The sequence below is a fragment of the Macrococcus animalis genome, from assembly GCF_047425875.1.
Taxonomy (GTDB): Bacteria; Bacillota; Bacilli; order Staphylococcales; family Staphylococcaceae; genus Macrococcoides; species Macrococcoides animalis.
In genome coordinates this window covers 1,011,596-1,035,164 of record NZ_CP179727.1, presented here as the reverse complement: position 1 = coordinate 1,035,164, position 23,569 = coordinate 1,011,596, and the positions used below count along the sequence as shown (strand labels likewise).

The 23,569-nt window shown below is 34.6% G+C and carries 24 protein-coding genes and 1 riboswitch; of the genes, 17 read left to right on the top strand and 7 right to left on the bottom strand.

Features of this window, described 5'->3' with window-relative positions; all coding sequences use genetic code 11:
- Window positions 1-63: 63 nt before the first annotated feature.
- From ACMGE9_RS05455 to ACMGE9_RS05430, 6 genes are all read left to right on the top strand, one after another.
- The gene (locus tag ACMGE9_RS05455; RefSeq protein WP_414044227.1) at window positions 64-2,256 is read left to right on the top strand and encodes a thermonuclease family protein; all 2,193 of its coding nucleotides are present in this window, start codon (window positions 64-66) and stop codon (window positions 2,254-2,256) included.
- Window positions 2,257-2,363: 107 nt separating this feature from the next.
- Window positions 2,364-3,056 carry a FadR/GntR family transcriptional regulator gene (locus ACMGE9_RS05450; RefSeq protein WP_414044226.1) on the top strand — a complete coding sequence of 231 codons (693 nt, stop codon included), beginning with the start codon at window positions 2,364-2,366 and terminating at the stop codon, window positions 3,054-3,056.
- A gap of 159 nt (window positions 3,057-3,215) precedes the next feature.
- A complete protein-coding gene (locus tag ACMGE9_RS05445) occupies window positions 3,216-3,950 on the top strand; it encodes a (Fe-S)-binding protein (RefSeq protein ID WP_414044225.1) in 735 nt (244 codons plus the stop codon).
- Window positions 3,950-5,383, top strand: a complete 1,434-nt coding sequence (locus ACMGE9_RS05440) for a LutB/LldF family L-lactate oxidation iron-sulfur protein (protein WP_414044224.1) — start codon at window positions 3,950-3,952, stop codon at window positions 5,381-5,383. The genes ACMGE9_RS05445 and ACMGE9_RS05440 overlap by 1 nt, the downstream gene beginning before the upstream one ends.
- Entirely contained in the window at window positions 5,383-6,075 is a 693-nt protein-coding gene (locus ACMGE9_RS05435) for a LutC/YkgG family protein (RefSeq protein WP_414044223.1), read from the top strand. The genes ACMGE9_RS05440 and ACMGE9_RS05435 overlap by 1 nt, the downstream gene beginning before the upstream one ends.
- A 133-nt stretch (window positions 6,076-6,208) precedes the next feature.
- On the top strand, window positions 6,209-6,958 hold the full coding sequence (locus ACMGE9_RS05430; RefSeq protein ID WP_414044222.1) for a VOC family protein: 750 nt from the start codon (window positions 6,209-6,211) through the stop codon (window positions 6,956-6,958).
- Here ACMGE9_RS05430 and ACMGE9_RS05425 read toward each other — a convergent pair.
- Window positions 6,951-7,208, bottom strand: coding sequence for a hypothetical protein (locus tag ACMGE9_RS05425; RefSeq protein WP_414044221.1), 258 nt, complete (start codon window positions 7,206-7,208; stop codon window positions 6,951-6,953). The two genes, ACMGE9_RS05430 and ACMGE9_RS05425, sit on opposite strands and share 8 nt — an antisense overlap.
- 124 nt (window positions 7,209-7,332) lie before the next feature.
- Here ACMGE9_RS05425 and ACMGE9_RS05420 point away from each other — a divergent pair, with 124 nt between their 5' ends.
- The gene (locus ACMGE9_RS05420; protein ID WP_414044446.1) at window positions 7,333-8,577 is read left to right on the top strand and encodes a peptidoglycan bridge formation glycyltransferase FemA/FemB family protein; all 1,245 of its coding nucleotides are present in this window, start codon (window positions 7,333-7,335) and stop codon (window positions 8,575-8,577) included.
- Between the two features lie 34 nt (window positions 8,578-8,611).
- Window positions 8,612-9,397: a pyrroline-5-carboxylate reductase gene (proC, locus tag ACMGE9_RS05415; RefSeq protein ID WP_414044220.1), complete on the top strand. Its 786-nt coding sequence runs from the start codon at window positions 8,612-8,614 to the stop codon at window positions 9,395-9,397.
- A 45-nt stretch (window positions 9,398-9,442) separates the two neighbouring features.
- Here proC and ACMGE9_RS05410 read toward each other — a convergent pair whose 3' ends face one another.
- A complete protein-coding gene (locus tag ACMGE9_RS05410; RefSeq protein ID WP_414044219.1) occupies window positions 9,443-9,754 on the bottom strand; it encodes a hypothetical protein in 312 nt (103 codons plus the stop codon).
- Between the two features lie 75 nt (window positions 9,755-9,829).
- Here ACMGE9_RS05410 and ACMGE9_RS05405 point away from each other — a divergent pair, with 75 nt between their 5' ends.
- The 6 genes from ACMGE9_RS05405 (at window position 9,830) to ACMGE9_RS05380 (ending at window position 17,945) form a co-directional block, all read left to right on the top strand.
- A complete protein-coding gene (locus ACMGE9_RS05405; protein WP_414044218.1) occupies window positions 9,830-10,684 on the top strand; it encodes an NAD(P)-dependent oxidoreductase in 855 nt (284 codons plus the stop codon).
- A gap of 105 nt (window positions 10,685-10,789) precedes the next feature.
- Entirely contained in the window at window positions 10,790-13,990 is a 3,201-nt protein-coding gene (locus tag ACMGE9_RS05400) for an efflux RND transporter permease subunit (protein ID WP_414044217.1), read from the top strand.
- A gap of 68 nt (window positions 13,991-14,058) precedes the next feature.
- Window positions 14,059-14,163, top strand: a riboswitch (SAM riboswitch).
- 73 nt (window positions 14,164-14,236) lie between these two features.
- Window positions 14,237-15,247: a methionine ABC transporter ATP-binding protein gene (locus ACMGE9_RS05395; RefSeq protein ID WP_414044216.1), complete on the top strand. Its 1,011-nt coding sequence runs from the start codon at window positions 14,237-14,239 to the stop codon at window positions 15,245-15,247.
- A gap of 1 nt (window position 15,248) precedes the next feature.
- Window positions 15,249-15,911 carry a methionine ABC transporter permease gene (locus tag ACMGE9_RS05390; protein WP_414044215.1) on the top strand — a complete coding sequence of 221 codons (663 nt, stop codon included), beginning with the start codon at window positions 15,249-15,251 and terminating at the stop codon, window positions 15,909-15,911.
- Between the two features lie 22 nt (window positions 15,912-15,933).
- Window positions 15,934-16,776, top strand: a complete 843-nt coding sequence (locus tag ACMGE9_RS05385; protein ID WP_414044214.1) for a MetQ/NlpA family ABC transporter substrate-binding protein — start codon at window positions 15,934-15,936, stop codon at window positions 16,774-16,776.
- An 11-nt stretch (window positions 16,777-16,787) separates the two neighbouring features.
- The gene (locus ACMGE9_RS05380; protein WP_414044213.1) at window positions 16,788-17,945 is read left to right on the top strand and encodes an aminotransferase class I/II-fold pyridoxal phosphate-dependent enzyme; all 1,158 of its coding nucleotides are present in this window, start codon (window positions 16,788-16,790) and stop codon (window positions 17,943-17,945) included.
- A 32-nt stretch (window positions 17,946-17,977) separates the two neighbouring features.
- Here the strand turns inward: ACMGE9_RS05380 and mspA are convergent, their stop codons facing one another.
- The 4 genes from mspA to ACMGE9_RS05360 all read right to left on the bottom strand — a co-directional run bounded on the left by mspA (window position 17,978) and on the right by ACMGE9_RS05360 (window position 20,170).
- Window positions 17,978-18,298 carry a membrane stabilizing protein MspA gene (mspA, locus tag ACMGE9_RS05375; RefSeq protein ID WP_414044212.1) on the bottom strand — a complete coding sequence of 107 codons (321 nt, stop codon included), beginning with the start codon at window positions 18,296-18,298 and terminating at the stop codon, window positions 17,978-17,980.
- The gene (locus ACMGE9_RS05370) at window positions 18,295-19,440 is read right to left on the bottom strand and encodes an MFS transporter (protein WP_414044211.1); all 1,146 of its coding nucleotides are present in this window, start codon (window positions 19,438-19,440) and stop codon (window positions 18,295-18,297) included. The genes mspA and ACMGE9_RS05370 overlap by 4 nt, the downstream gene beginning before the upstream one ends.
- Window positions 19,441-19,535: 95 nt before the next feature.
- Window positions 19,536-19,694, bottom strand: coding sequence for an SE1832 family protein (locus tag ACMGE9_RS05365; protein ID WP_414044210.1), 159 nt, complete (start codon window positions 19,692-19,694; stop codon window positions 19,536-19,538).
- 2 nt (window positions 19,695-19,696) lie between these two features.
- Window positions 19,697-20,170: a GyrI-like domain-containing protein gene (locus ACMGE9_RS05360; RefSeq protein WP_414044209.1), complete on the bottom strand. Its 474-nt coding sequence runs from the start codon at window positions 20,168-20,170 to the stop codon at window positions 19,697-19,699.
- 77 nt (window positions 20,171-20,247) lie between these two features.
- Between ACMGE9_RS05360 and ybaK the strand changes: the two genes are divergently transcribed.
- Genes ybaK through ACMGE9_RS05345 form a run of 3 tightly spaced genes read left to right on the top strand, consistent with a single transcriptional unit; the run spans window position 20,248 to window position 22,736 of the window.
- Window positions 20,248-20,730 (top strand): Cys-tRNA(Pro) deacylase, encoded by a 483-nt coding sequence (gene ybaK / locus ACMGE9_RS05355; RefSeq protein WP_414044208.1) that lies wholly within the window; start codon window positions 20,248-20,250, stop codon window positions 20,728-20,730.
- Window positions 20,720-21,802 (top strand): metallophosphoesterase, encoded by a 1,083-nt coding sequence (locus ACMGE9_RS05350; RefSeq protein ID WP_414044207.1) that lies wholly within the window; start codon window positions 20,720-20,722, stop codon window positions 21,800-21,802. The genes ybaK and ACMGE9_RS05350 overlap by 11 nt, the downstream gene beginning before the upstream one ends.
- A gap of 28 nt (window positions 21,803-21,830) precedes the next feature.
- Entirely contained in the window at window positions 21,831-22,736 is a 906-nt protein-coding gene (locus ACMGE9_RS05345) for an AEC family transporter (RefSeq protein WP_414044206.1), read from the top strand.
- Window positions 22,737-22,783: 47 nt separating this feature from the next.
- On the opposite strand, the gene ACMGE9_RS05340 is transcribed toward ACMGE9_RS05345, so the two are convergent.
- Window positions 22,784-23,569, bottom strand: a complete 786-nt coding sequence (locus ACMGE9_RS05340) for a glucose 1-dehydrogenase (RefSeq protein WP_414044205.1) — start codon at window positions 23,567-23,569, stop codon at window positions 22,784-22,786.

Below are 23,569 nucleotides of genomic sequence, written 5' to 3'. Positions count from 1 at the left end.
ATCCATAAATGATTGCTAAAGTTAAATCGAAGTAAAAATCATATATTAGAGGAGTACAAACACATGAAACAAATTTTTAAAATCGTTATTGCTTTTATCATGGTGTTAACTTTGATTCCATTCTCGAATCAAGCGAAAGCAGCTTCAAATTTATTGATTTCTGAGTATGTCGAAGGCTCAAGTTACAACAAGGCAATTGAAATTTATAACCCAAGTGATGTACCTATTGATTTATCGAATTATAGTCTTGTTACTTTTACAAACGGAGCAGATAGAACGACAGGAACTGTGACAGAATTGAATTTAACAGGCATAATCAATGCGAAATCTACATATGTTATTGCAAATAAAAGTGCAAGTGAAGCAATATTATCGAAAGCACAATTAACAACTGGAAGTGCTGTAATGAATTTCAATGGTGATGACACAATCGTGTTATTTCAAAATTATGACACAGCAGTTAAAGATGGTGTAATTCAAGATTCAATCGGTCAAATCGGACGAGACCCTGGCACGAATTGGGGTAGTGATGTATCGACATTAGATATGACATTAGTACGTACGAATGATTTAATGACTGCAGATACAAATATTGAAGATTCATATATTACAAATCAACAATTTATTGCTTTACCGAAAGATTCTTTCGAGCAGTTAGGTCAATTTGATGGTAGTGTTACTGCTCCGCCTACTGAAGTTGCTAAAGATGAATATCAAGTCAAAGTGTTACGTGTTGTAGATGGTGACACAATCAAAATCGAACCGTCAATCATGGGATCTGACACCATTCGTTTCGTTAATATGGACACAGCTGAAACATATCATTTAGATAGAGATAGCTATGACGAAAGTTTAATAAAAACAGACTTAAACCAAAACCAAAAGTATTTCGGTGAACTTGCAAAGCAAGCATTAAACGCAAAACTTGCTGCGGGTATAGAAATTACGGTAAAAGTAAACAAAGAGCATATTACGGATGATTATGGTCGTGTGTTAGGACAAGTGATTCGTATGAGTGATAACGTAAACGTTAACTTAGAAATGGTTAAAGAAGGGTTTGCAGCAACTTACTTTATTTGGCCAGTATTAAGTATGGAAGACTACATTATGTTCCAATCTGCAGTGAAAGCTGCGCAAGATGCCGGACTTGGTATGTGGAATAAAGAGAATCCTCAAAAGGAATTACCATTTGAATTCCGAGCGCGTTATGATGGCAAAGGATTTTTAAGGTACGTAGGTAACTCAGATACGAAAGTATTTTACGATCCACAAAACTTTAATCAAGTACCAGTAGATAAACGTATCTTCTTCACGAAAGAAGAAGCAATTGCACAAGGTTATACCCAAGCTCCAGGAAATGGTGAAGGTGAAGTAGGTACTGAACCGGCAAAAGATATGGATATTAAAGCAGCACGTGAAGCAGGCAAAGGGACAAAGGCATTTGTGACGGGCACAGTAACATATATTGATGGATATAATATTTATATTCAAGACAATACAGGTGGTATTGTTGTCCGCAGTAAAACTGTAAAACCTGATATTGGTGACGTGATTGAAGCGACAGGTGAAACGAGCGAATACTTTGGCTTGTACCAAATTGAAACAGATGCCATTAAAGTAACTGGTCAGTCAGAAGTGAAAGCTGAACAAAAAGATTTATCTAAAATTGGCGAAACTGAAGAAGCGGAATTGATTACAGTAAACGACGTAACAGTGAAATCAGTGAATGAACATCAAGAATATACAGTTGAAGATAAATCTGGACAAACGTTTATGATTAAAGTGAATTCAGGCATTGAAGTAGGTAAAACGTATCACGAGATTACAGGTGTTGTAACATATAGTTACGATAACTATAAATTATTACCGACCGAAATTGTCGAAAAAGAAATTGTAAAAGAAACGCCTAAAAATGTATCAGGTATAGCGTTTTTAGATAAAAATCATAACGGAAAATTAGATAAACCAGATCGTATATTAAGTAATATTAAATTATCAATCTACAAAGAAAATGAATTAATTGAAGAAGTTGTTACAGATGAATATGGGAAATATAAAGCATTTTTATTAAATGGTAATTATACATTCCATTTTGAACAACCTAGAGGCTTGATTGAAACATTTTCAAACAAAACGGTTGATACATTAGATTCTGACATTATCAACGGTAAAGTTAAATTAACAGTAGACAATAATAATGTTGAAAATGTATCAGCAGGATACACTAATGCAGTTGGTAAAATGAAAAGCAAATAGTACCGCTAAAGACAGGTGTCCCCTGTCTTTTTAATTTCCTAAAAACCCTTACACACTCATTTTCCTCTGTTATAATAGCACCAATAGGAACTTACGGGGGTATGGATGTGGCTAGAATTGAAAGGAAAAAATTGTATGAAGAAATTGCAGATCGTATTAGTAATCAAATAAAAGCAGGGGAATTTACTGTAAATGAAAAACTGCCATCAATTCAAAAATTATCGCAAGACTATGGGGTGGGTCAAGCATCAATCCGTGAAGCTTTAAATGCATTGCGTGTAATGGGTTTAGTAGAAATTAGACATGGTGAAGGTACATTCGTGAAAAGTATTAAGCCGAAATTTTTCTCTAAAGAAATGGCAGATTACACAAGGAAAGATGTCATAGATTTATTAGAGGTCCGTAAAATTATTGAGATTGGTACAGTAGGACGTGCAGCAGTAAATCATACACAAAACGATTTAATAAGAATGAAAGATGCGTTAGATCAAATGAAGTTAGCAATCACTAATAAAGTTACGGGAGAAGAGAGTGATTTTGCATTTCATTTAGCGATAGCTCATGCGACTGAAAATGAATTGTTGACACAACTGTTAGAGGAAGTGTCCGTGAAAATAAAAGCGACAATGAAAGAAACACGAAAAATATGGATATATACTGAAACCAAATCCATAGAAAAATTATATAAAGAACATTTAGAAATTTATGAAGCAATTAAATCGAAAAATGTAAGACTCTCGGAAGAAAAAATGCTGAATCATCTTGAAGAGGTAGAAGATGTGTTACTACAGCATTTATAAACCAAATTAATAAAAAAAGAATCGTTTAGTGTAATATATTGTCACTTGCATTTGGCTAATCATTCCAATAAAATGGTACTGTTAGAGGTACAGTCATCATATGACTGAAAATTTAATCGATATTGGGCAATATCGAAGAACTAGAGGGGTGTTTATATTATGAAAGTAAGTTTATTTAGTACTTGTTTAGTTGATGTGTTCGAGAAAAGAGTCGGAATCGCAACTGTAGAACTGCTTGAGAAATTAGGCTGTGAGGTAGACTTTCCAGCAGCGCAAGTATGCTGTGGGCAACCAGCATACAACTCAGGGTATCATGAAGAAACTAAGAAAGCAGCACAAAATATGATTAAAGCTTTTGAAACTTCAGAATACGTTGTTGCGCCATCAGGTTCATGTATTACTATGTTTAAGCATTATCCAGATCTTTTTAAAGATGATATCGTTTGGCGTGACCGTGCAGAGCGATTAGCAAATAAATCATATGAAGTTACACAATTTATCGTAAATGTATTAGGTGTTACAAATGTAGGTGCAAAATTAAACGGTAAAGCAACAATGCACCCATCATGCCATAATACCCGATTATTACATAACTCAGAACCACCTAAAAAATTACTGGCTGCTGTAGAAGGGTTAGAAATCGTTGACTTGCCTGAATACTATAATTGTTGTGGTTTTGGTGGAACATTTGCCGTTAAAATGAATGATGTTTCAGGTGAAATGGTCGATGAAAAAGTAGATTGTATCGTTCAAAGTGGTGCTGACTATCTCGTCGGAGCAGATGCAAGTTGCTTAATGAATATCGAAGGTCGTTTAAAACGTCGTGGTGAAAAAGTTAAAGTTTATCACATTGTTGAGATCTTAAACAATAATACTGAGGCGGTGACTGTATAATGAGTATGAAAATCGGTACAGAAACGTTTAAGAAAGCTGTAAAGACTGAATTAAAAGATGATTTTATGCGTGGTGCGGTATCAAGTGCACAAGATAGATTACGTGAACGTAAAATTAAATCACAAGAAGATTTAGGAAACTGGGAAGAGTGGAGAAGTCACTCTGAAGAAATTCGTCAACATACTTTAGCGAATTTAGATTACTATTTAAACATGTTAGCTGAGAATGTAGCGGCAAAAGGGGGACACGTCTTCTTTGCTGAAACTGCAGAGGAAGCGAATGAATATGTTCAAAAAGTATTAATCGATAAAAAAGCAAAGAAAGTAGCGAAATCAAAATCGATGGTAACAGAAGAAATCGATTTAAATAAAGCGATGGAAGCAGTTGGCTGTGAAGTAATTGAAACGGACTTAGGAGAATATATTCTTCAAGTAGATGATCATAATCCACCATCACATATCGTTACACCTGCGTTACATATGAATAAAGATCAAATTCAAAAGGTATTTACAGAGAAATTAGGTTATACAGAATCAAATAGCCCAGAAGATTTAGCGTTATTTGCGCGTAAAAAATTACGTCAGGAATTTTTAACAGCGGATGTTGGGATTACTGGTTGTAACTTCGGTGTAGCCGAAAGTGGTTCGTTTACTCTGGTTACAAATGAAGGTAACGCACGTATGGTAACAACATTACCTAAGACACAAATTACTGTAATGGGTATGGAACGTATTGTGCCAACTCATGAGGAATTAGAAGTATTAGTATCAATGTTGACGCGTGCAGCGGTAGGTCAAAAATTAACAAGTTACGTAACAACTTTAACAGGTCCAAGAGCAGATGATGAAATTGATGGCCCAGAAGAATTTCATTTAGTTATTGTTGATAACGGACGTTCTAAGATTTTAGGTACCCAATTCCAATCTATTTTACAATGTATTCGTTGTGCTGCATGTGTTAACGTATGTCCTGTTTATCGTCAAGTTGGTGGACATTCATATGGTTCTATTTATCCAGGGCCAGTGGGTGCAGTACTTACACCATTATTAGGTGGTTACAAAGATTATAAAGAATTACCATATGCGTCAACACTATGTGGCGCCTGTACAGAAGCATGTCCAGTTAAGATTCCATTACATGATTTATTATTGGAACATAGACGTGTCATCGTTGAAGAGGAACATATGTCACCAGTAGCAGAGCGCTTAGTCATGAAAGGTTTCGCAATGGGTGCTTCAAATTCAACATTATTTAAATATGGCACAAAGATGGCACCATCTATCATGTCACCATTTGAAAATAAAGAAGAACACATGATTACTAAAGGTCCTAAGCCATTACACGCTTGGACAGATACACGTGACTTTCCATTGCCAGATGAAGAAAACTTCCGTGATTGGATGCAAAACAGATTGAAAAGAGGTGCGAAATAATGAAGGGAACTATTCAAAATAAAGAATCTTTTATCAGTAACATCTCTAAAAACTTAAATCGTGCAATGCCGACAAAAGTAGAAATTCCCGAATGGGAATTTAAACCTCAAGAGAAGACGTTAACAGGTCTTTCTCAAGACGAATTGTTAGATGTATTAAAACAACAATGTGAATTCATCCATACCGACTTAGTTGTTACAAATAGTAGTGATGTGAATAAAGTATTATCAGATGTCATCGAAAAATACGGTAATGGAGAAGTCATTGCAACAAATGATAAACGTTATACTGATTTAGGGATTGATTTATCTCAACAGAATGCTTTTATATGGGATGAATCGAAAGGTTCTGAAAACTTACATGTTGCAGAACGTGCCAATGTTGGTATTACTATTAGTGAAAATACGCTTGCTGAAAGTGGGACGGTTGTACTTTATGCAGATAAAGGTATCGGACGTAGTGTGAGTTTATTACCTGCGACATATATCGCTATTGTGCCGAAGTCAACAATTGTTCCGAGATTCACGCAAGCAGCACAAGAAATGAACGAAATGATGAAAGATGCAGAAAATTTCCCGACTTGTATTAACTTAATTACTGGCCCTTCAAACTCAGCAGATATTGAAATGAAACTAGTAGTCGGTGTACATGGCCCAATCAAAGCGACTTACATCGTCATAGAAGATAAATAAATTATTCATCCTGAGACAAATGTCTCAGGTTTTTTTGCGTATAATGGTGTTTGGTAATTACTTTAATATACAGAGTGAATTGATTAAAATAAGTATTATATAAGTTATATAAAGGATAAGAAAAGAGGTTATTATGAATATAAAATTTGATCATATTATACACTATATAAAGGGCATTGAAGATTTTTATTTTCCAGGAAATAAATTGAATATTAAGCCGGGGGGAAAGCACTTATCTTTAGGTACGATGAACAGTTTAAGTAGAATAGATTTATCATACATTGAGTTTATCGATGTTTTTGATAAGTCGCTTATTGAAAAGGCGATGGAGAGTGAAAAAGAGCGTTTAAGTTTTGCGAGTAGTATAGGTCGAACGCATTACGAAGAAGGTTTTAAACGACTATGCTTTAGAACTGATGATATCGATGCGTTACATCATCACTATGAGTCAATGGGATTAAATATAATTGGACCTCTCAAAATGGAACGCGTCACACAAACTGGTGAATTGATACAGTGGCAATTACTTTATATTGACGATGAACGTGATTTTGAACTGCCTTTCTTTATTCAATGGGGTGATACTGATGACGTGCGCTATGAGCAATTAAAAGTAGATATGCAACCGCAACTTGAGATTGATACAATATTCATTGAAGCGTATGATTTTGATGCTATTGCAGAAGTATTTATAGATTGGTTAGGGTATGAAGTGATGGGTGGCGTAATCAATACATATTTTTTGTTGAAAAGAGAAGGTTTCCCACACATAAAAATTATACCAGGTAATATGAACGCAATTAAACGTATAGAAATAAAAACACAAGATGCTAGCATTATCGGCGAACATCTTGTGCATGGAGCGGTATATGCGTTTATTTAACATAGACGTAATGGTAGATTACCATCACGATTAAATAGATGTGATATACAGATATCAACATCGTAAATGCAGTGAGTATTTGTGTGAGTCTTGGAACACGCGTTATAAGAAAAAGAACAGATAAAATAAATGCAAAGCCAGCTGAAATAATATGTATACTTAGCAAGTTGATAGAATTATTTGTAGATAAACTAATGATAAAATATGCATTAATGATAGCTAATAAAATCAATAAAATATTTTTAAACATATAAAAAAACCTCATTTTTATGGATTAATGATAAAATAATAGATAATATATTAGATTAGTTTAATTATAACAGTAAATTAATAAAAATTGTTAAGTGACATATGAAAGGATTATTAAGATGACAATAACAAAAATAAACATATCGAATGAAGTACATGATTCATTCGTAAAAACACATAAAAATGGAGATTTACTTCAATTAACGGATTGGGCTGCTTCGAAAGCTGTGACAGGATGGTTCGCACGCCGCATTGCAGTAGGACGTGATGGTGAGGTAGTAGGAGTTGGCCAACTATTATTCAAAAAGGTACCTAAACTGCCATATACGTTATGCTATATTTCTAGAGGCTTTGTTGTAGAATATGAAGATCTTGAAGCGGTTGAAGCTTTAGTGAAAGAAGCAATTAAAGTCGCAAAACGTGAAAAATCATATGTTATAAAGATAGATCCGGATGTTGAAGTTAAAAATATGGGAAATATGGTAGATCACTTAAAAAGTATAGGGTTTATTCACAGAGGATTTGGAGATGGTCTAAGTTCAGACTATATTCAACCACGCATGACAATGATTACGGATATTAACGTAGATGATGAAGCATTATTACAATCATTTGAGCGTAACAACCGTTCGAAAGTAAAACGTAGTTTGAAGATGGGGACTGAATGCGTTAAAGGTACGCGTAGTGATTTGAAAACATTCGCGGAGTTAATGAAGATTACCGGTGAACGAGATGGGTTCTTAACACGAGATGTATCATACTTCGAAAATATTTATGATGCTTTAAATCCAAATGGTGATGCAGAAGTATTTTTAGTTAAATTGATTCCGGGGAAAGTGATAGATAATTTAACACAAGAACTTGAGGCGGTTGAGAGCGAAAAAGAAAAGTTAGCACAAAAGAAAGATCAAAAGAAAGCACAAAACCAAATCAATGATTTGAATATTAAAGCTGAAAAGATGCAAAAACAAATTTCAGAGTTAGAAGTTTTGAAACAAACGCATCCTGAAGGAAAAGTATTATCTGGTGCGTTACTTACTATCGCAGGTAAAAAATCATATTATCTTTATGGAGCATCAAGTAACGAGTTTAGAGATTATTTGCCGAATCACAACATGCAATTTAGTATGATGAAATATGCCCGTTCTGTTGGTGCCACAAGTTACGATTTCGGTGGCACGAGTAAAGAGCCTAACAAAGATTCTAAGTACTTTGGCTTATGGCAGTTCAAGAAAGTATGGGGTACTCACTTAAGTGAAAAAGTTGGTGAATTCGATTATGTATTGAATAAACCCATTTACAATTTAATAGAAGTTGTAAAACCTAAAATGACAGAACTTAAAAAGAAGATTAAAATAAAGTCAAAGTAATTGGTAAAACAATAAATATAAGAGGTGACATCTGTTGAGAATTGCATTTATCGGTGGCGGTAAGATGGTGACAGAAATGGTTAGAGGGTTTAACCGTAGTGGACTAACGAGAGTGGATTTAGGGATTTGGATGCGCAACAAAGACAAACTTCATAATTTTAGTGTTAAACACAATATTACACCTCTCGCTAAGATGAGTGAACTCGCTAGATATGATGCGATTGTTTTAGGAATTACACCTAAAAATTATCGTGAAGTAATATCAAAAATTGCAAAACATTTATGTGAAAATCATATTCTTATTTCAATCGTAGGAGGATTATCAATTCAAGAGATTGATGATGAATTTGATGAGCATCCAAAAATTATTCGCTTAATGCCTAATACACCGGTCGGCGTCAATGCAGGTGTATTAGCAATGAGTAAAAACGAATTTGTTGAGAAAAAAGAAGCAAAGCAAGTTGAAGAAACATTAAGCCGATTAGGTTATACGCATTGGATTGAAGAATCGCTAATGCATTTAATGCCTGCCGTAACAGGGTCAAGTCCAACATTTATTTACATGTTGGTTGAAGCAATGGCAGATAATGCGGTTAGTGAAGGCTTAAACCGTGACCTTGCTTATCAAATGATCAGTGAGATGATTATTGGAGCTGGAACTATGGTACGTCAAACAAAAGAACATCCAGGTGTATTGAAAGACCAAGTGACGACACCAGGAGGTTCTACAATCCAAGGTGTGAAGATGTTAGAAGAAAAAGGGTTTAGAGATTCAATCTCTAAAGCTATGGATGCAATCAATGCATTTAATAAAGCATAATTAAAAGGACTGAGACAGTTTAATCATCATTCTGTCTCAGTCCTTTTAATTAAATATACTAAAAATTGATTGTTTTGTGTTCATATATAGAAACGGATTAACGAATGTAACGTATAATATAAATATAAAGTTAAATACGCTAAAAGAGGTTAAAAATATTGCGAGTAATCGGTATGTTAGATTTTTAGATAGGGTCGGATCATTTGAAAAATGAAAATGCACACCCATCATAAATGTAACGATACAGAATAGCAGCCAAAAATAGATTGTTAAAAAGATTATACCGCTATGTATAAAGTAACTAAAGAAGAATACGATATGCATTACGATTAGTAGAGTCATCATTACTTTTTGCATTACTTTAACCTCCAGTTTATTATATTGTAATATATATTTATTAATAAAAGTATAAAATTATTAAGGAGTGTTTATATGAAAATTGGATTTATTGGTACAGGCGTTATGGGAAGTAGTATGGCTATGCATTTAGATGAAGAACTTTATGTGTACAATAGGACGAAAGAAAAAGCACAAAGTTTAATTGATAATGGAGCAGTTTGGTGTGATTCTCCCAAATATGTAGCAGAATTAGCAGATATTATTTTTACAATTGTCGGATATCCAACTGATGTTGAAGCTACATATTTGGGAGAAGAAGGATTACTTACAAATGGAAGAGCAGGTCAAATCTTGATAGATTGCACGACAAGCAGTCCAGAGCTAGCTGAGCGATTATTTGAAGCAGGACAAGCAAAAGGGATTGAAGTACTTGATGCTCCAGTCAGTGGAGGAGATGTTGGAGCAAAAAATGCAACGTTATCCATAATGGTTGGCGGCAACGAATCTACTTTCAAAAAAGTGAAACCATTATTTGAACGAATAGGATCATCTGTTGCGTACTTTGGTTCAGCTGGAAGCGGACAACATACAAAGATGGCAAATCAAATTGCGATTGCTTCCAATATGCTTGGTGTTGCTGAAAGCTTGTACTATGCAAAATCAGCTGGACTTAATGTAGAAAAAGTTCTTGAAACTATTGCTAAAGGAGCTGCGGGTAGCTGGTCATTATCTAACTTAGCACCACGTATGTTAAAAGAAGATTTTGGACCAGGTTTTTATACGCACCATTTCTTAAAAGATATGAAGATTGCGTTAGAAGAAGCAGAAAAGATGAATATTCAATTGCCGGGTCTAAGCTTAGCATATGAATTATATGATACTTTATCTGATGACATAAAACAGTTAACTGGAACGCAAGTAATTTATAAAATGTATAAAGAGAATTAAATATATTAAGATTTAATGAATTTGGAGTATTTTAGGTGCGTTATTACGTTATTTAATGTAAAATTGCCTATTGTTAAGAAGTAATAATTGAACGGAGGAAAAGTCTTGATAAAAAAGATTATTGATTTTTCTTTGCATAATAAATTAGCAATTTGGCTGATGACATTAATCATCTTAGCTGCTGGTGTATATAGTGCAATGAAGATGAAGATGGAAATGTTACCGAGCATGTCTACGCCGGTTATTTCGATTACAACTCCTTATCCAGGAGCAACACCTGAAGATGTGTTGGATGGGATTACAGATCCACTTGAAAAGAAGGTAAAGAATTTATCTGGTGTAGAAAAAGTAACGAGTCAATCTCTTGAAAATGCTTCAGCAGTAACTGTTCAATATAAATTTGGAACAGATATGGATGAAGCACAAAATGAATTAGAAAAACAAATTGATAAAATAGAAATGCCTGAAGGTGCAATGGACAAGCAAGTGTCTCAGATGTCTATGTACACATTCCCAATCATTAGTTATTCAATTTCTAGTGACAAATCTGATATCAAGACTTTAACGGAAAAAATTAAAAAAGACTTGGTTCCTGAAATTGAAGGAATTGAAGGTGTTACGAACGTTACATTCTCTGGTCAAGAAGTTGAACAAGTAGAGCTTCAGTTTGATGAGAAGAAATTAAAAGCGAAGAAATTAACAGAAGACAGTGTATTACAATTTATTAAAGGTGCAACAATGGATGCGCCACTTGGATTATACACTTTTGGTAATGATTTGAAGAGTATTATCGTTAACGGTCAATTTACAAATGTAGACGCATTAAAGTCACTTAAGATTCCTGTGACAGATAGTAGTGCAGCTGCACCTGGTCAATCACCACAAGCTGGTTCACCACAGGAAAGTGCGGGTCAAGCAGCGCAAATGCCACAAGATCCGGCAGCACAAAAAGCAATGATGGAAGCGATGAAAAATGCTAAAATTCCAACTGTTAAATTATCGGACGTGGCTGAAATTAAAACAGTACAAAGCCGTGAATCGATTTCAAAAACAAACGGAAAAGATTCGTTAAGTATTCAGGTCATAAAGTCAGATGATGCCAATACGGTAACTTTAGCACATGAAGTAAAAGATAAAGTGAATCAATTTAAGAAAGATAATCCAGACATGAGTGCTGTCTTAATGATGGACCAAGCAAAACCAATAGAAGACTCAGTAAAGACAATGGCTGAGAAAGCAATAATTGGAGCTGTATTTGCGATTATTATGATTTTAATTTTCTTAAGAAATATTCGTTCAACTTTAATTGCTGTCGTTTCGATACCGATGTCAATTTTAATGGCGATGCTACTTTTAAAACAAATGGATATTTCTTTAAACATCATGACATTAGGTGCGATGACAGTAGCTATTGGACGTGTAATCGATGACTCGATTGTTGTTATTGAGAACATATTCCGTCGTATGTCGTTGAAAGACGAAAAATTAACAGGATTTGAACTGATTAGTAGCGCGACTAAAGAAATGTTCGTACCAATTATGAGCTCAACAATGGTAACAATTGCAGTATTCTTACCACTTGCTTTAGTGTCAGGTTCAATCGGAGAAATCTTTAGACCGTTCGCTTGGACAGTGGTATTTGCTTTACTTGCATCTCTGTTAATCGCAATTACAATTGTACCAATGCTTGCACATTCATTCTTTAAGAATGGTATTAAAGGCCATCATGACGACGAAGAGAAAGTCGGCAAAATTGCAGGATTCTATCGTAAAGTATTGGAATGGTCATTAAGACATAAAGCGATTGTATCTGCATTAAGTATATTACTCCTTGTAGGTAGTTTATGCTTAACACCATTTTTAGGAACGTCATTTATCTCAACAGGTGAAGATAAGTTATTAGCCCTAACGTATAAACCAAAGCCAGGTGAAAAAGAAGCAGACGTTGTGAAAAAAGGTGAAGCTGTTCAAAAGATTCTTGCTGAAAATTCCAACGTAGTGAATACACAATTCTCTGTGGGTGGAGAAAATCCATTTAACCCAATCGCATCAAATGATATGGCGATGATGGTTGAATACAAAAAAGATACACCAAACTGGGAAGATGAAGCGGATAAAGTGTTAGCGAAAATTGCTAAATTAAATCATGAAGGTGATTGGAAAAACCAAGACTTTGCAACAGGCGGAGCAACAAATGCGGTAACTGTTACCGTGAATGGGCCATCTACAGATGCGATTAGACCGGTGGTTGAAAAGTTAGAAAAAGAAATAAAAGGCGTCAAATCTTTAACGAATGTAAGTACGTCACTTTCTGATAGTTACGATGCATATACTTTAAAAGTGAATCATAATAAATTATCGGATTTAGGTTTAACCGCAGGACAAGTTGCGATGACTTTAAACCAACGAAGTGAAGATAAAGTTGTTACAAAAGTTGGTGAGAAAGGTAAAGCAACGGAAGTTATCTTAACGAAGAAAAAAGAAGATAACTGGACGAAAGAAAAGTTAGAGAATACGAAATTAACGTCACCATTAGGTAAATCAGTGAAGTTAAGTGATGTCGTAAAAATCGAAGAAACTAAAACTTCAGATACCATTAAACGTGAAGATGGTAACATTTCTGCTTCAGTTGAAGGTAAGATTAAAGGTAAAGACGTAGGTAAAGCAACACAAGAAGTAACTGAAAAAGTAAACGACATGAAACATCCGAACAATGTTGATGTACACGTAGGTGGTACAAGTGAAGACATTGGAGAAAGTTTCTCTCAACTAGGGTTAGCAATGCTTGCTGCTGTCGGAATCGTTTATTTAATCTTAGTATTAACATTTAAAGGTGGTTTAGCACCACTTGCAATTCTCTTCTCGTTACCATTTACAATTATTGGGGTAATCTTAGGATTACTTGCTTTCAAAGAAACTCTATCAGTGCCATCAATGATTGGTATGTTAATGCTAATAGGAATCGTTGTTACGAATGCTATCGTATTAATCGACCGAGTTATCAATAAAGAAGCGGAAGGATTATCAACACGCGATGCGATTTTAGAAGCAGCAACAACACGCGTACGACCAATATTGATGACTGCACTTGCAACAGTTGGTGCACTTATGCCTTTATTATTTGGTGGAGACGGTTCAGTATTAATTTCTAAAGCACTAGCAGTAACAGTAATTGGCGGTTTAGTATCGTCTACCTTATTAACATTAATAGTTGTACCAATCGTGTATGAATTATTAATGAAAATGCGAAGTAAGTTTACTAAAAATAATAAGCCATCTGATCGCGTAACAATTGTGAATAAATAAATATTACAGAATTGGTTGACAATTCGGAATATGAGTACTATGATATATACCATATTAAAAAATTAAATATCTTATCCAGAGAGACTGAGGGAATTGGCCCTATGAAGTCTCAGCAGCGGGCTCGAAAGAGTACTGTGCTAAATCCAACAAGCTTAATGCTTGATAGATAAGTGACTCATAGATAACGTCATTGCTATTAAGCAATGACGTTTTTTTCTTTGGATAGGGTTTATGGAGGGTATCAGTTTGGCGATTCAGTTTATTGATGTCAATAAGACATACAGAAGAAACGGTAAGACAACACAAGCGTTAAAGGATATATATTTAACGATTCCAACGGGAAAGATATTTGGATTAATTGGTTATAGTGGTGCAGGGAAAAGCACTTTGCTCAGAACAATAAATTTACTTGAAAAACCAACGAGTGGCCAAGTCATAGTAAATGACGTAGATATGATGACGTTAAATAAACAACGCCTTCAAAAAGAACGATTGAATATAGGAATGATCTTTCAACAGTTTAATTTAATTCAATCAAAGACAGTTGCCGAAAATATTGCATTTAGTTTGAAAGCAGCAAACTTTCCGAAAAAGCAATATGATGCTCGTGTTACTGAGTTACTAGAATTAGTGGGATTATCTCACCGTCGTGATAGTTATCCGAAAGAATTGTCAGGAGGACAAAAACAACGTGTCGGTATCGCGCGTGCTTTAGCAAATGATCCTGAAATATTATTATGTGATGAAGCAACGAGCGCGTTAGATCCAGAAACGACGAAAAGTATTTTAAATTTGATTAAAGACATTAATAATAACCTGGGTATTACAGTTGTTGTTATTACTCATGAAATGGATGTTATTAAAGAAATATGTGATGAGGTTGCTGTAATGGATGGTGGTGAAATCGTTGAACACGCTGACGTATTTACCGTATTCTCAAATCCTCAAAGTGATTTAACACGACACTTCGTCAATGATATATATCATTTAGAGTTACCTGAGAAATACGAATGTTTAAACAATGGTGTTAAAGAAATCGTTACTGTGAAGTTTATTGGTGACAGTGCTGAGAGTGCATTTATCAATAACTTATATAAAAAGTTCAACTGTGACATTTCAATTATTCAAGGCCGTATTGAATATATTCAAAATCAACCGATTGGAATTTTAACGTTCGAAGTGACAGGCAGTATTGAAGAACGTTTAGTAATTAATGAGTATATTAAGAAATCTACCGGTATCGAGAGGGTGGCATAATATGAGTGATACATTTCAAACGTTATTACCAGAGTTATATATAGCATTTTTAGAAACAATTTTAATGTCGAGCATTGCGATTACGTTATCAGTCATTATAGGACTACCACTCGGTATTTTACTATACTTAACGCGTAATCAATTACTGTTGCCAAATGGGCTGCTGAATTCAATTGTCGGCTTTATCGTCAATATTATTCGATCATTCCCTTTTATTATTTTAATGGTTGCGATACTGCCGTTTGCAGCTAAAATTGTAGGTCAATCACACGGCCCGTATGTTGCGAGTGTGGCATTAACACTTGCTGCTGTGCCACTTTTGGCAAGACTTATCGAAACGTCATTAAAAGAAGTTGATAAAGGTGTGATTGAAGCATGTGTTGCGACTGGTGCATCATTAAAACAAATCATAATGGATGTCTTAATTCCAGAAAGTATGTCAGGCATCTTCCAAGCGATTACGTTATCAATTATTAGTATTTTAGCGTATAGTGCAACAGCAGGTGTCATTGGTGGTGGCGGCATTGGTGACTTAGCGATTCGTTACGGTTATTACCGTTATGACAATGTCACGATGATTGTAACAGTCATCATTTTAATCTTATTAGTTCAATTGATTCAATTATCAGGCGACTTCATTAGTAAGCGCGTCGATAAACGATAAATTAAAAGGAAGTAGTGAAATTATGAAAAATATTGTTATTTTTATTCTCTCATCAATCATCGTCGTATTATTATCAGGCATTTTATTAGATAAAGGTAATCCGTTCGAAAAAGCTAATCAAGGTGTGAAAAATGCACAATCAGAAGATAAAGGTAAAGTAAGCATTGGGGCAACGAGTGGTCCTTATGCTGATATGGTGAAAAAAGCGATTAAACCCGGCTTAGAAAATTTAGGTTATCAAGTAGAACTTGTTGAGTATTCAGATTACATTCAACCGAATAAATCACTTGCAAAAGGAGATTTAGATGCGAACTTATATCAACACATTGAGTTTATGGAACAGTTTAACGCACAAAACAAAACGAATCTTGCAGCAACAGGACAAGTACCAACAGCACCGATGGGGATATATTCAGGTAAATATAAATCATTTGATGAAGTACCGGATGGTGGTGAAATTGCAATCCCAAATGATCCAGTGAACGCGGCTCGTGCATTTAAGACGTTAAAGCTTGCGAATTTATTAGATGTTAAACCAGGTACGAATGAACTTACGATTTCAGAACGAGATGTGATTAACAATAAGAAGAACTTAAAATTCGTTGCGGTTGAAGCGGCACAATTACCACGTAGTAAAGATAGTATTGGTTTATCAGCGATTCCGGGCAACTTTGCTCTAGCATCAAAGCTTGATTTGAATTCAGCTTTACAATTAGAAAAAATGGATGGCCATTATCGTAACCGTATTGTTGTGGATAAAAAGAATAAAGACAGTGAGATTACAAAAGATATAAATAAAGTAATTACTTCAAAAGACTTTGACAAAGTAATGGATGAATCATTCGTTGGATTTGATAAACCATAGGAGGTAGTAACATGGCATACACCAAAATTTTAGAAACAATCCCAGAAAGCTATTTCGGAAAGACGATGGGAAGAAAGCTTGAAGTAGGAAGCAAACCTTTGATTAATATGGCAGTCGGTATTCCTGATAAATCGGTACCAGACAAAGTACTTCAAGCATTAACTGACGGCATTCAAAATCCACAAAATAATAAATACGGTGTTTTCCGTGGAAAAGAAGCATTCAAAATAGCCATTAAAAAGTTTTACAAAGATGTTTATAATGTAGAGCTTGATCAAGATAAAGAGATTTGTATTTTATATGGTACGAAGAGTGGATTAGTACATTTACCGACATGCGTGATTGAACCGGGGGAGGGTGTATTATTGCCGAATCCTGGTTACACAGATTATTTAGCAGGTGTGAAACTTGCACGTGGCGAACATTATGAATTAAAGTTGTACCCAGAGCACAATTATTTACCGGACTTTGATCAAGTGGATGAAAATGAACTTGAAAATACGAAACTGATTTACTTAAATTATCCGAGTAATCCAACGGGTGCAGTAGCGACAAAAGATTTCTTCGATACTACAATCAAGCGCTTTAAAGATACAAATAAGAGGATTGTCCATGACTTTGCGTATGCAGCATTTGGGTTTGACGCGAAGAACCCGAGTATTTTGCAGTCGCCAGGTGCAAAAGACGTTGCAATTGAAATCTATTCTTTATCTAAAGGCTTTAATATGTCTGGTGTACGTGTAGGATTTGCAGTAGGGAATGCAGAAATTATTGAGAACTTAAACTATTTCCAAGACCATACACAAGTCGGGATGTGGGGCGCCATTCAAGATGGTGCTGTAGCAGCATTAGAGCTTGGTGAAGCTTTCTTAAACGAACAAAATGTTTTATTTAAAGGACGTCGTAATAAAGTAACGACAGCTTTAAGAGATGCAAATATTCCTTTTGAACCGATGCAAGGGGGTATCTTCTTATGGATCAAAGTACCAAGTGAGTTTAAAAGTGAAGCCTATGTTGATTTCTTGTTGAAGTCACAAAGTATACTCACTACACCAGGTATTCCATTCGGAAGTTTAGGTGATGATTATATCCGTGTCTCACTTGCAGTAAATGATGCGCAGTTAGATGAATTTATCAATCGAATAATCGAAACGAATGTTTTATATTAACAAAAAAAGGATGCTCAAGTGAGCATCCTTTTTTAAATATACATTGCTGCAATGACAACAACCATTAAAGCAATAATTAATGAAAAGATATCCAGTATTGTTTTTGCTTTCACATCATTGAATTTATTTTTAAACGCTGAAATTTCGATATTCATAAATAAACAAAGTGCGAGTAGCGTAATCCAGTATTTAATATTTCCTGGGATATGCATTACTGATGTATAAACAAAGAAACAAAATCCAAGTCCTAAAATAATACGTAATATATATAAAATATTCATTTTAAAGTTGTAAATGCTTGTGTAACTAACGATGAGATACATAATAGTAAATAACGCAATTAATAAAATCATACTGTACGTCCTTTCTTAAAGTACATCATTAAAACGATGGTCCCTACTACAGTCATTATAGCACCGAAATAAAATGGTGCATCAATTTGTTTCGTCAAAATGCCTGTAAAAGCTAGAGGGCCTAATATACGTCCTAAGCTATCCATACTATAACTGATGGAAGTAAGTTTTCCCATGTTTGCACGATTTCCTTCTTTTGTTAATTGACTTGTTAACAATGTTCTTACTAACGCATTACCAGCCATGAGCAACACTAAACAAAGTCCAGCAAACCATAAATTCATAGAGAAGGGTAATAGTAAGAAAGCAATCGTCGTTAAAACCTGACCCGTAATAATCACAGGTTTTTCTTTACCATCTTTTACTTTACGTAAATACCCTCCTTGGAGGCCTGCGTTAATTAGACCTCCAACCATAAATAGAAGCCCCATTTGCGTCGTAGTAATATTTATTTTTTCGATTTCAAATAGCTGGAACGTACTTTCCATACCGCTCATTGTAAACATTACAATAAATGTTGAAATTAAAATGAGTATTACTTGAGGCGTAATCATTTTTGGGCTGATGTTGCTTTTGTTTTTTTGCGTGTCACCATGGTATGTTTCTTTTAAAGTCATCATTGATAATATGGCAATAAGAACGAGAATCGCACTTGTAACAAAATAGGGAACTTGATAACTAATACCTGATAATAAGCCACCTACAGCTGGTCCAAAAATAAATCCAAGACCAATCATCATTCCCATAAGTCCCATGTATTTGTTACGATCTTCTTCACTCGTCATATCACTCACCATACTTGTTGTAGTAGAAAAACAAGCACCTGAGAAGATGCCACCTATGATACGTGCAGTATATAGCATCGATAGATTATCGATGAATAATCCAAAGATAAGGAAACTTAATGTAAACCCAACGAGACCAATAAAAAGTATTTTTTTTCGGCCCATCTTATCAGATAAATATCCCCAAAATGGAGCAGCAAGAAAAGAAAAAATTGAGTAACTTGCAAGTAATAATCCCATATGGAATGCATTTAAATTCATGCTATGGACCAGTGCTGGTATTACAGGGATTACAATACTAAATCCAAAATATATAAAGAACTGAATTGCCATGAGTAATTTGATTTGTTTATTCATAAAGTCACTCCAAAAAATTTAATATATACATTGTAGCGAATTATAGTGAAAAAGAATATAAAAAGTCACGGTTTTTTTACCGTGACTTAATCGTATTACATTTGATTGCGTATTTCTTGAATCGCTTTTTCGATCTCCCCGAGTTTATCTTCTAACTTTGGAGAGGTTTGACCTGTCGATTCGACTTTCTCTAAATCATTCTGAATTCGCATATATTCATCTTTTAATTCTAATAATTGTTGTTCTAAGTTCATGGTTATTTCCTTTCTACTGGTATCCAAATTTCTACTTTTGGGTTATCAGTTTCAAATTCCATACCGAGTGGGTAAAATTCTAAGTCAGCTGTTTGTAAAGGAATGAAAGGTGCATCTTTAAACCAAGTACCGTAAATGTATTCAAAGGTTTCCTGAATCGCAGTTGGAATCGGACCAACTGCATCAAATACGACCCATTCAGCTGCAGGGATATATGCCGTTTCAAAGTTTTCTAGTGGTGAGCTTGTTGCTACAGAAAATAAATAATTTAAGTGCTCTGACGGTTCTGTTTTGATACATGCACCAATATAACCTTTTAATGCGTCGATATCATTATGCTGTTGCAAATTACTAAGTGTCCCGTCTTCTTCTAATGCATCCCAAAGTGGTTTGATTTCACCCATCGTTTCAGTCGTAAATTCTCTCTTTAAACCGCATAGATAAAAAGCATCAAGCGCAACAACTTTATATGTCATATTAAAACCCCCTTCTAACTGAAATATACAGTAAAAGTGTTATATTATAAAGTGACAAGAATATTGGAGGCTTCAAAATGAGTAAAAAAGTTAAAACAAATGCGCTAAGAAAACTAGATCAACAAAAAATTGAATATGAAACATTTACGTATTCTATTGAAGGAAATCAAGTTGATGGGATTACGGTAGCGAATAAGATTAAACAGCCGATAGAACAAGTGTATAAAACATTAGTATTGAATGGGAAATATGGGCATTACGTTGCTGTAATTCCAGTGGATGCGACGTTAAATATTAAAGCAATCAGTAAAGCCGTTGGAGAGAAAAAGCTCGAAATGCTTGCGGTCAAAGACTTAGAGAAGACTACAGGATATATTCGTGGCGGTTGTTCACCCGTTGGGATGAAGAAACAATTTCCGACCGTGATTGATCAATCCGTTGAATCGCTCGATAAGATGATTGTAAGTGCAGGTCAAATTGGGATTCAAATGAAAGTCGGTGTATCTGATTTAGTGCAATTAATCGATGCGAAAGTGAGTGACATTATAGATGCTGATTAAAGATAACTATCAAACATTATCACTTAAAGATCGCCGTACAATTGTGGTGTCGGATATCCATGGGTCAATTGAATTATTCAAACAACTCCTTGAGAAAGTAAATTTTACTGACAACGATCGATTAATCATTCTAGGTGATATCATAGATAAAGGACCAAACAGTATTGGACTAATTGAATATGTGTCTGAACTTCTAAAGAAAGAATATGTACATATGATTTTGGGAAATTGTGATTGCATTTTTGATGAATTAGAAGAAGATTACCTTTATCACTACATGTCTTATCGCCATACAATTGTGCATGAAGCGTTAGATAAGTTAGGAAAGACACTTGATGATTATGCGACACAGGGTGAAATGGCGGCGGATATCCGGAAACACTTCGGGTATTTACATGATGTTGTCCGTGATTTGCCGTTAATGATTGAAACAGAAGATTTTATTTTTGTACATGCAGGATTAGATCAACAAAATTATATGAACACATCACGTTATAATGCCTTGAATATGCGATTTTTCTATCAACAAACGCATGATGCTGAAAAAATGGTGGTTGTAGGTCATTTCCCAACGTGTAACTTTGTGGAAGATGGATTAATGAATAATAATATTAAAATAAACCAATCATCTCGTATTATCGATATTGATGGTGGGAACCAAGTGAAATATAACGGACAATTGAATGCAATGATAATAACTTACAATGATGATGATTACTTGATTGAAACGACTTTTATGGATGATTATCCGAGGCGGGAAATCATTCAAGACTTCGAAGTAGCATATCAAGAGCCACATACATTTACGTACCCACACTTTGAAATTGAAGTACTTGAAGGTGATGCGTACTTTACACAAGCAAAGCATGTTCAATCAGGAGTAGATTTTATGGTAAAAACTGAGTTTATAAAAGAAACTGAATCAGGATATCGTTTGAAAGATGATTACACAGATTTTTTTATGGATGTTACAGTTGGTGAAATAGTAGCAGTGATTGATGAAAGTTATTTAGGTTATACATTGATTATGAAAGATGGCATCACAGGGTGGGTGCCTGATGAAGTATTATAGTAATAGGATTTAGGAAAGAAGGCTAATTATGACACAAAGCTTCATTATGATTATAGCTTTGATATTGTTAGGTTATTTATTAAAAAAATTAAACTATTTAAAAGAAGAAGATGGTAGTGTACTTGCAGTACTCGTGATGAATGTGACGCTACCGTCACTTGTGATTGTTACATTAAGTGGTGTAGAAATTGATCCATCACTGATTATGTTACCAATCATTATGATTGGATATGCAATAATTGCTAAAATTTTAGCAATTTTGTTCTTTATAAAGTATAACAATCAAATAAGAGGTTCTGTAGGCATGATGGCATCTGCTTTTAATATTGGATTATTTGCATATCCATTGGTTGAACAGATGTTTGGTGCGAAAGGGTTATTGTACTTTGGTATGTTTGATATTGGCGGTTCTATTATGATGTTTGGAGTAACCTACTTTGTCGGAAGCTATTTTAGTGAAGGTGGAGATACATTTGATGCAAGATACTTAGTGATGAGTATGCTGAAAACAGTACCATTAATGACGTATGTGATTATGTTGGTTTTTAATCTCATTCATTTTAAGTTACCTGAGCCAATGCTAGACTTTTTTAGCATTATTTCTAAAGCCAATCTGCCGTTATCTATGATATTACTCGGAGTGTTTTTAAACTTTAAGATTGATAAATATTACTTGCCCATCGCTTTGAAATATTTAACTTTCCATTATGGATTCGGGGCAATTGTAGGTGGATTATGTTATATATTACTACCGTTGAATGAAATGTTTAGAATGACTTTATTGATAGGGTGGTTATTACCGATTGGAGTGGCGATTATTCCTTATGCTATAGAGTTTAAATACAAGACAATTCCATTAATTAGTATGGTGACCAATATCACGATAGTAATTTCAATAATAATATTGTATGTATTTCAGTTGATTATGCTATAAAAATTAAAAGTCCTGATACAATTAATAATTGTTTCAGGACTTTTTGTTTAACCTTTGCCACCCATAAAAGATGGGTATTTTGTCATACCACCATCAACATAAATCGTTTCTCCGGTAATATAACTTGCATTTTCACTGGCTAAAAATGTTGCGACAGTTGCAACTTGATGTGGTTCACCTATAATACCCATTGGTATCATTCGCTCAGTTTCTTCGCGTGTTTCTTTATTACTAAACTTATCTTTAGTGTGTTCTGTAACGATTGCACCAGGAGAGATGTTATTAATACGAATGCCTTTTGGTGCATATTCCATGCTCATCGTTTCCATCATTAATTTCATACCGCCTTTACTTGAAGCGTAATTGACATAATTCGGCCATGGAATGATGTCGTGTACGCTTGAGATATTGATGATGTTGCCTTTTTTTCCAGTATCAATAAAATGTTTGACGGCTTCTCTACTACCAACAAAAGCACCAGTTAAGTTAATGTGCATCACATTATTGAATTCTTCGGCTGACATTTCAACAGAGGGTGTAGCTTTTTCATAACCAGCATTGTTGATCATAATATCTACACCACCGAATGTATCGATTGCAGTTTGAACGATATTCACGACATCTCCTTCGTTAGATACATCACCTTGAACAGTAATTGCATCGCCACCATTATCTTTAACGTTTTGTGCTACTTTCTCAGCTTCTTCTTGACTAGATTTATAGTTAATCACAACTTTACTTTGTTCTGAGCCGAAAGCTTCTGCCATGGCCTTACCGATACCACTAGATGCACCTGTAATCACGACGACTTTGTCTTTTAAATCTTGATACAT

What these genes read in the sequence shown, in the direction of transcription:
- mspA (WP_414044212.1), bottom strand. Translation starts at nt 18,298, where the DNA reads ATGATTTTATTAATTGCGTTATTTACTATTATGTATCTCATCGTTAGT.
- ACMGE9_RS05345 (WP_414044206.1), top strand. Translation starts at nt 21,831, where the DNA reads ATGACACAAAGCTTCATTATGATTATAGCTTTGATATTGTTAGGTTAT.
- ACMGE9_RS05455 (WP_414044227.1), top strand. Translation starts at nt 64, where the DNA reads ATGAAACAAATTTTTAAAATCGTTATTGCTTTTATCATGGTGTTAACT.
- ACMGE9_RS05380 (WP_414044213.1), top strand. Translation starts at nt 16,788, where the DNA reads ATGGCATACACCAAAATTTTAGAAACAATCCCAGAAAGCTATTTCGGA.
- ACMGE9_RS05390 (WP_414044215.1), top strand. Translation starts at nt 15,249, where the DNA reads ATGAGTGATACATTTCAAACGTTATTACCAGAGTTATATATAGCATTT.
- ACMGE9_RS05405 (WP_414044218.1), top strand. Translation starts at nt 9,830, where the DNA reads ATGAAAATTGGATTTATTGGTACAGGCGTTATGGGAAGTAGTATGGCT.
- ybaK (WP_414044208.1), top strand. Translation starts at nt 20,248, where the DNA reads ATGAGTAAAAAAGTTAAAACAAATGCGCTAAGAAAACTAGATCAACAA.
- ACMGE9_RS05385 (WP_414044214.1), top strand. Translation starts at nt 15,934, where the DNA reads ATGAAAAATATTGTTATTTTTATTCTCTCATCAATCATCGTCGTATTA.
- ACMGE9_RS05340 (WP_414044205.1), bottom strand. Translation starts at nt 23,569, where the DNA reads ATGTATCAAGATTTAAAAGACAAAGTCGTCGTGATTACAGGTGCATCT.
- ACMGE9_RS05370 (WP_414044211.1), bottom strand. Translation starts at nt 19,440, where the DNA reads ATGAATAAACAAATCAAATTACTCATGGCAATTCAGTTCTTTATATAT.
- ACMGE9_RS05350 (WP_414044207.1), top strand. Translation starts at nt 20,720, where the DNA reads ATGCTGATTAAAGATAACTATCAAACATTATCACTTAAAGATCGCCGT.
- ACMGE9_RS05365 (WP_414044210.1), bottom strand. Translation starts at nt 19,694, where the DNA reads ATGAACTTAGAACAACAATTATTAGAATTAAAAGATGAATATATGCGA.
- ACMGE9_RS05410 (WP_414044219.1), bottom strand. Translation starts at nt 9,754, where the DNA reads ATGCAAAAAGTAATGATGACTCTACTAATCGTAATGCATATCGTATTC.
- ACMGE9_RS05425 (WP_414044221.1), bottom strand. Translation starts at nt 7,208, where the DNA reads ATGTTTAAAAATATTTTATTGATTTTATTAGCTATCATTAATGCATAT.
- ACMGE9_RS05435 (WP_414044223.1), top strand. Translation starts at nt 5,383, where the DNA reads ATGAAGGGAACTATTCAAAATAAAGAATCTTTTATCAGTAACATCTCT.
- ACMGE9_RS05430 (WP_414044222.1), top strand. Translation starts at nt 6,209, where the DNA reads ATGAATATAAAATTTGATCATATTATACACTATATAAAGGGCATTGAA.
- ACMGE9_RS05440 (WP_414044224.1), top strand. Translation starts at nt 3,950, where the DNA reads ATGAGTATGAAAATCGGTACAGAAACGTTTAAGAAAGCTGTAAAGACT.
- ACMGE9_RS05445 (WP_414044225.1), top strand. Translation starts at nt 3,216, where the DNA reads ATGAAAGTAAGTTTATTTAGTACTTGTTTAGTTGATGTGTTCGAGAAA.
- ACMGE9_RS05360 (WP_414044209.1), bottom strand. Translation starts at nt 20,170, where the DNA reads ATGACATATAAAGTTGTTGCGCTTGATGCTTTTTATCTATGCGGTTTA.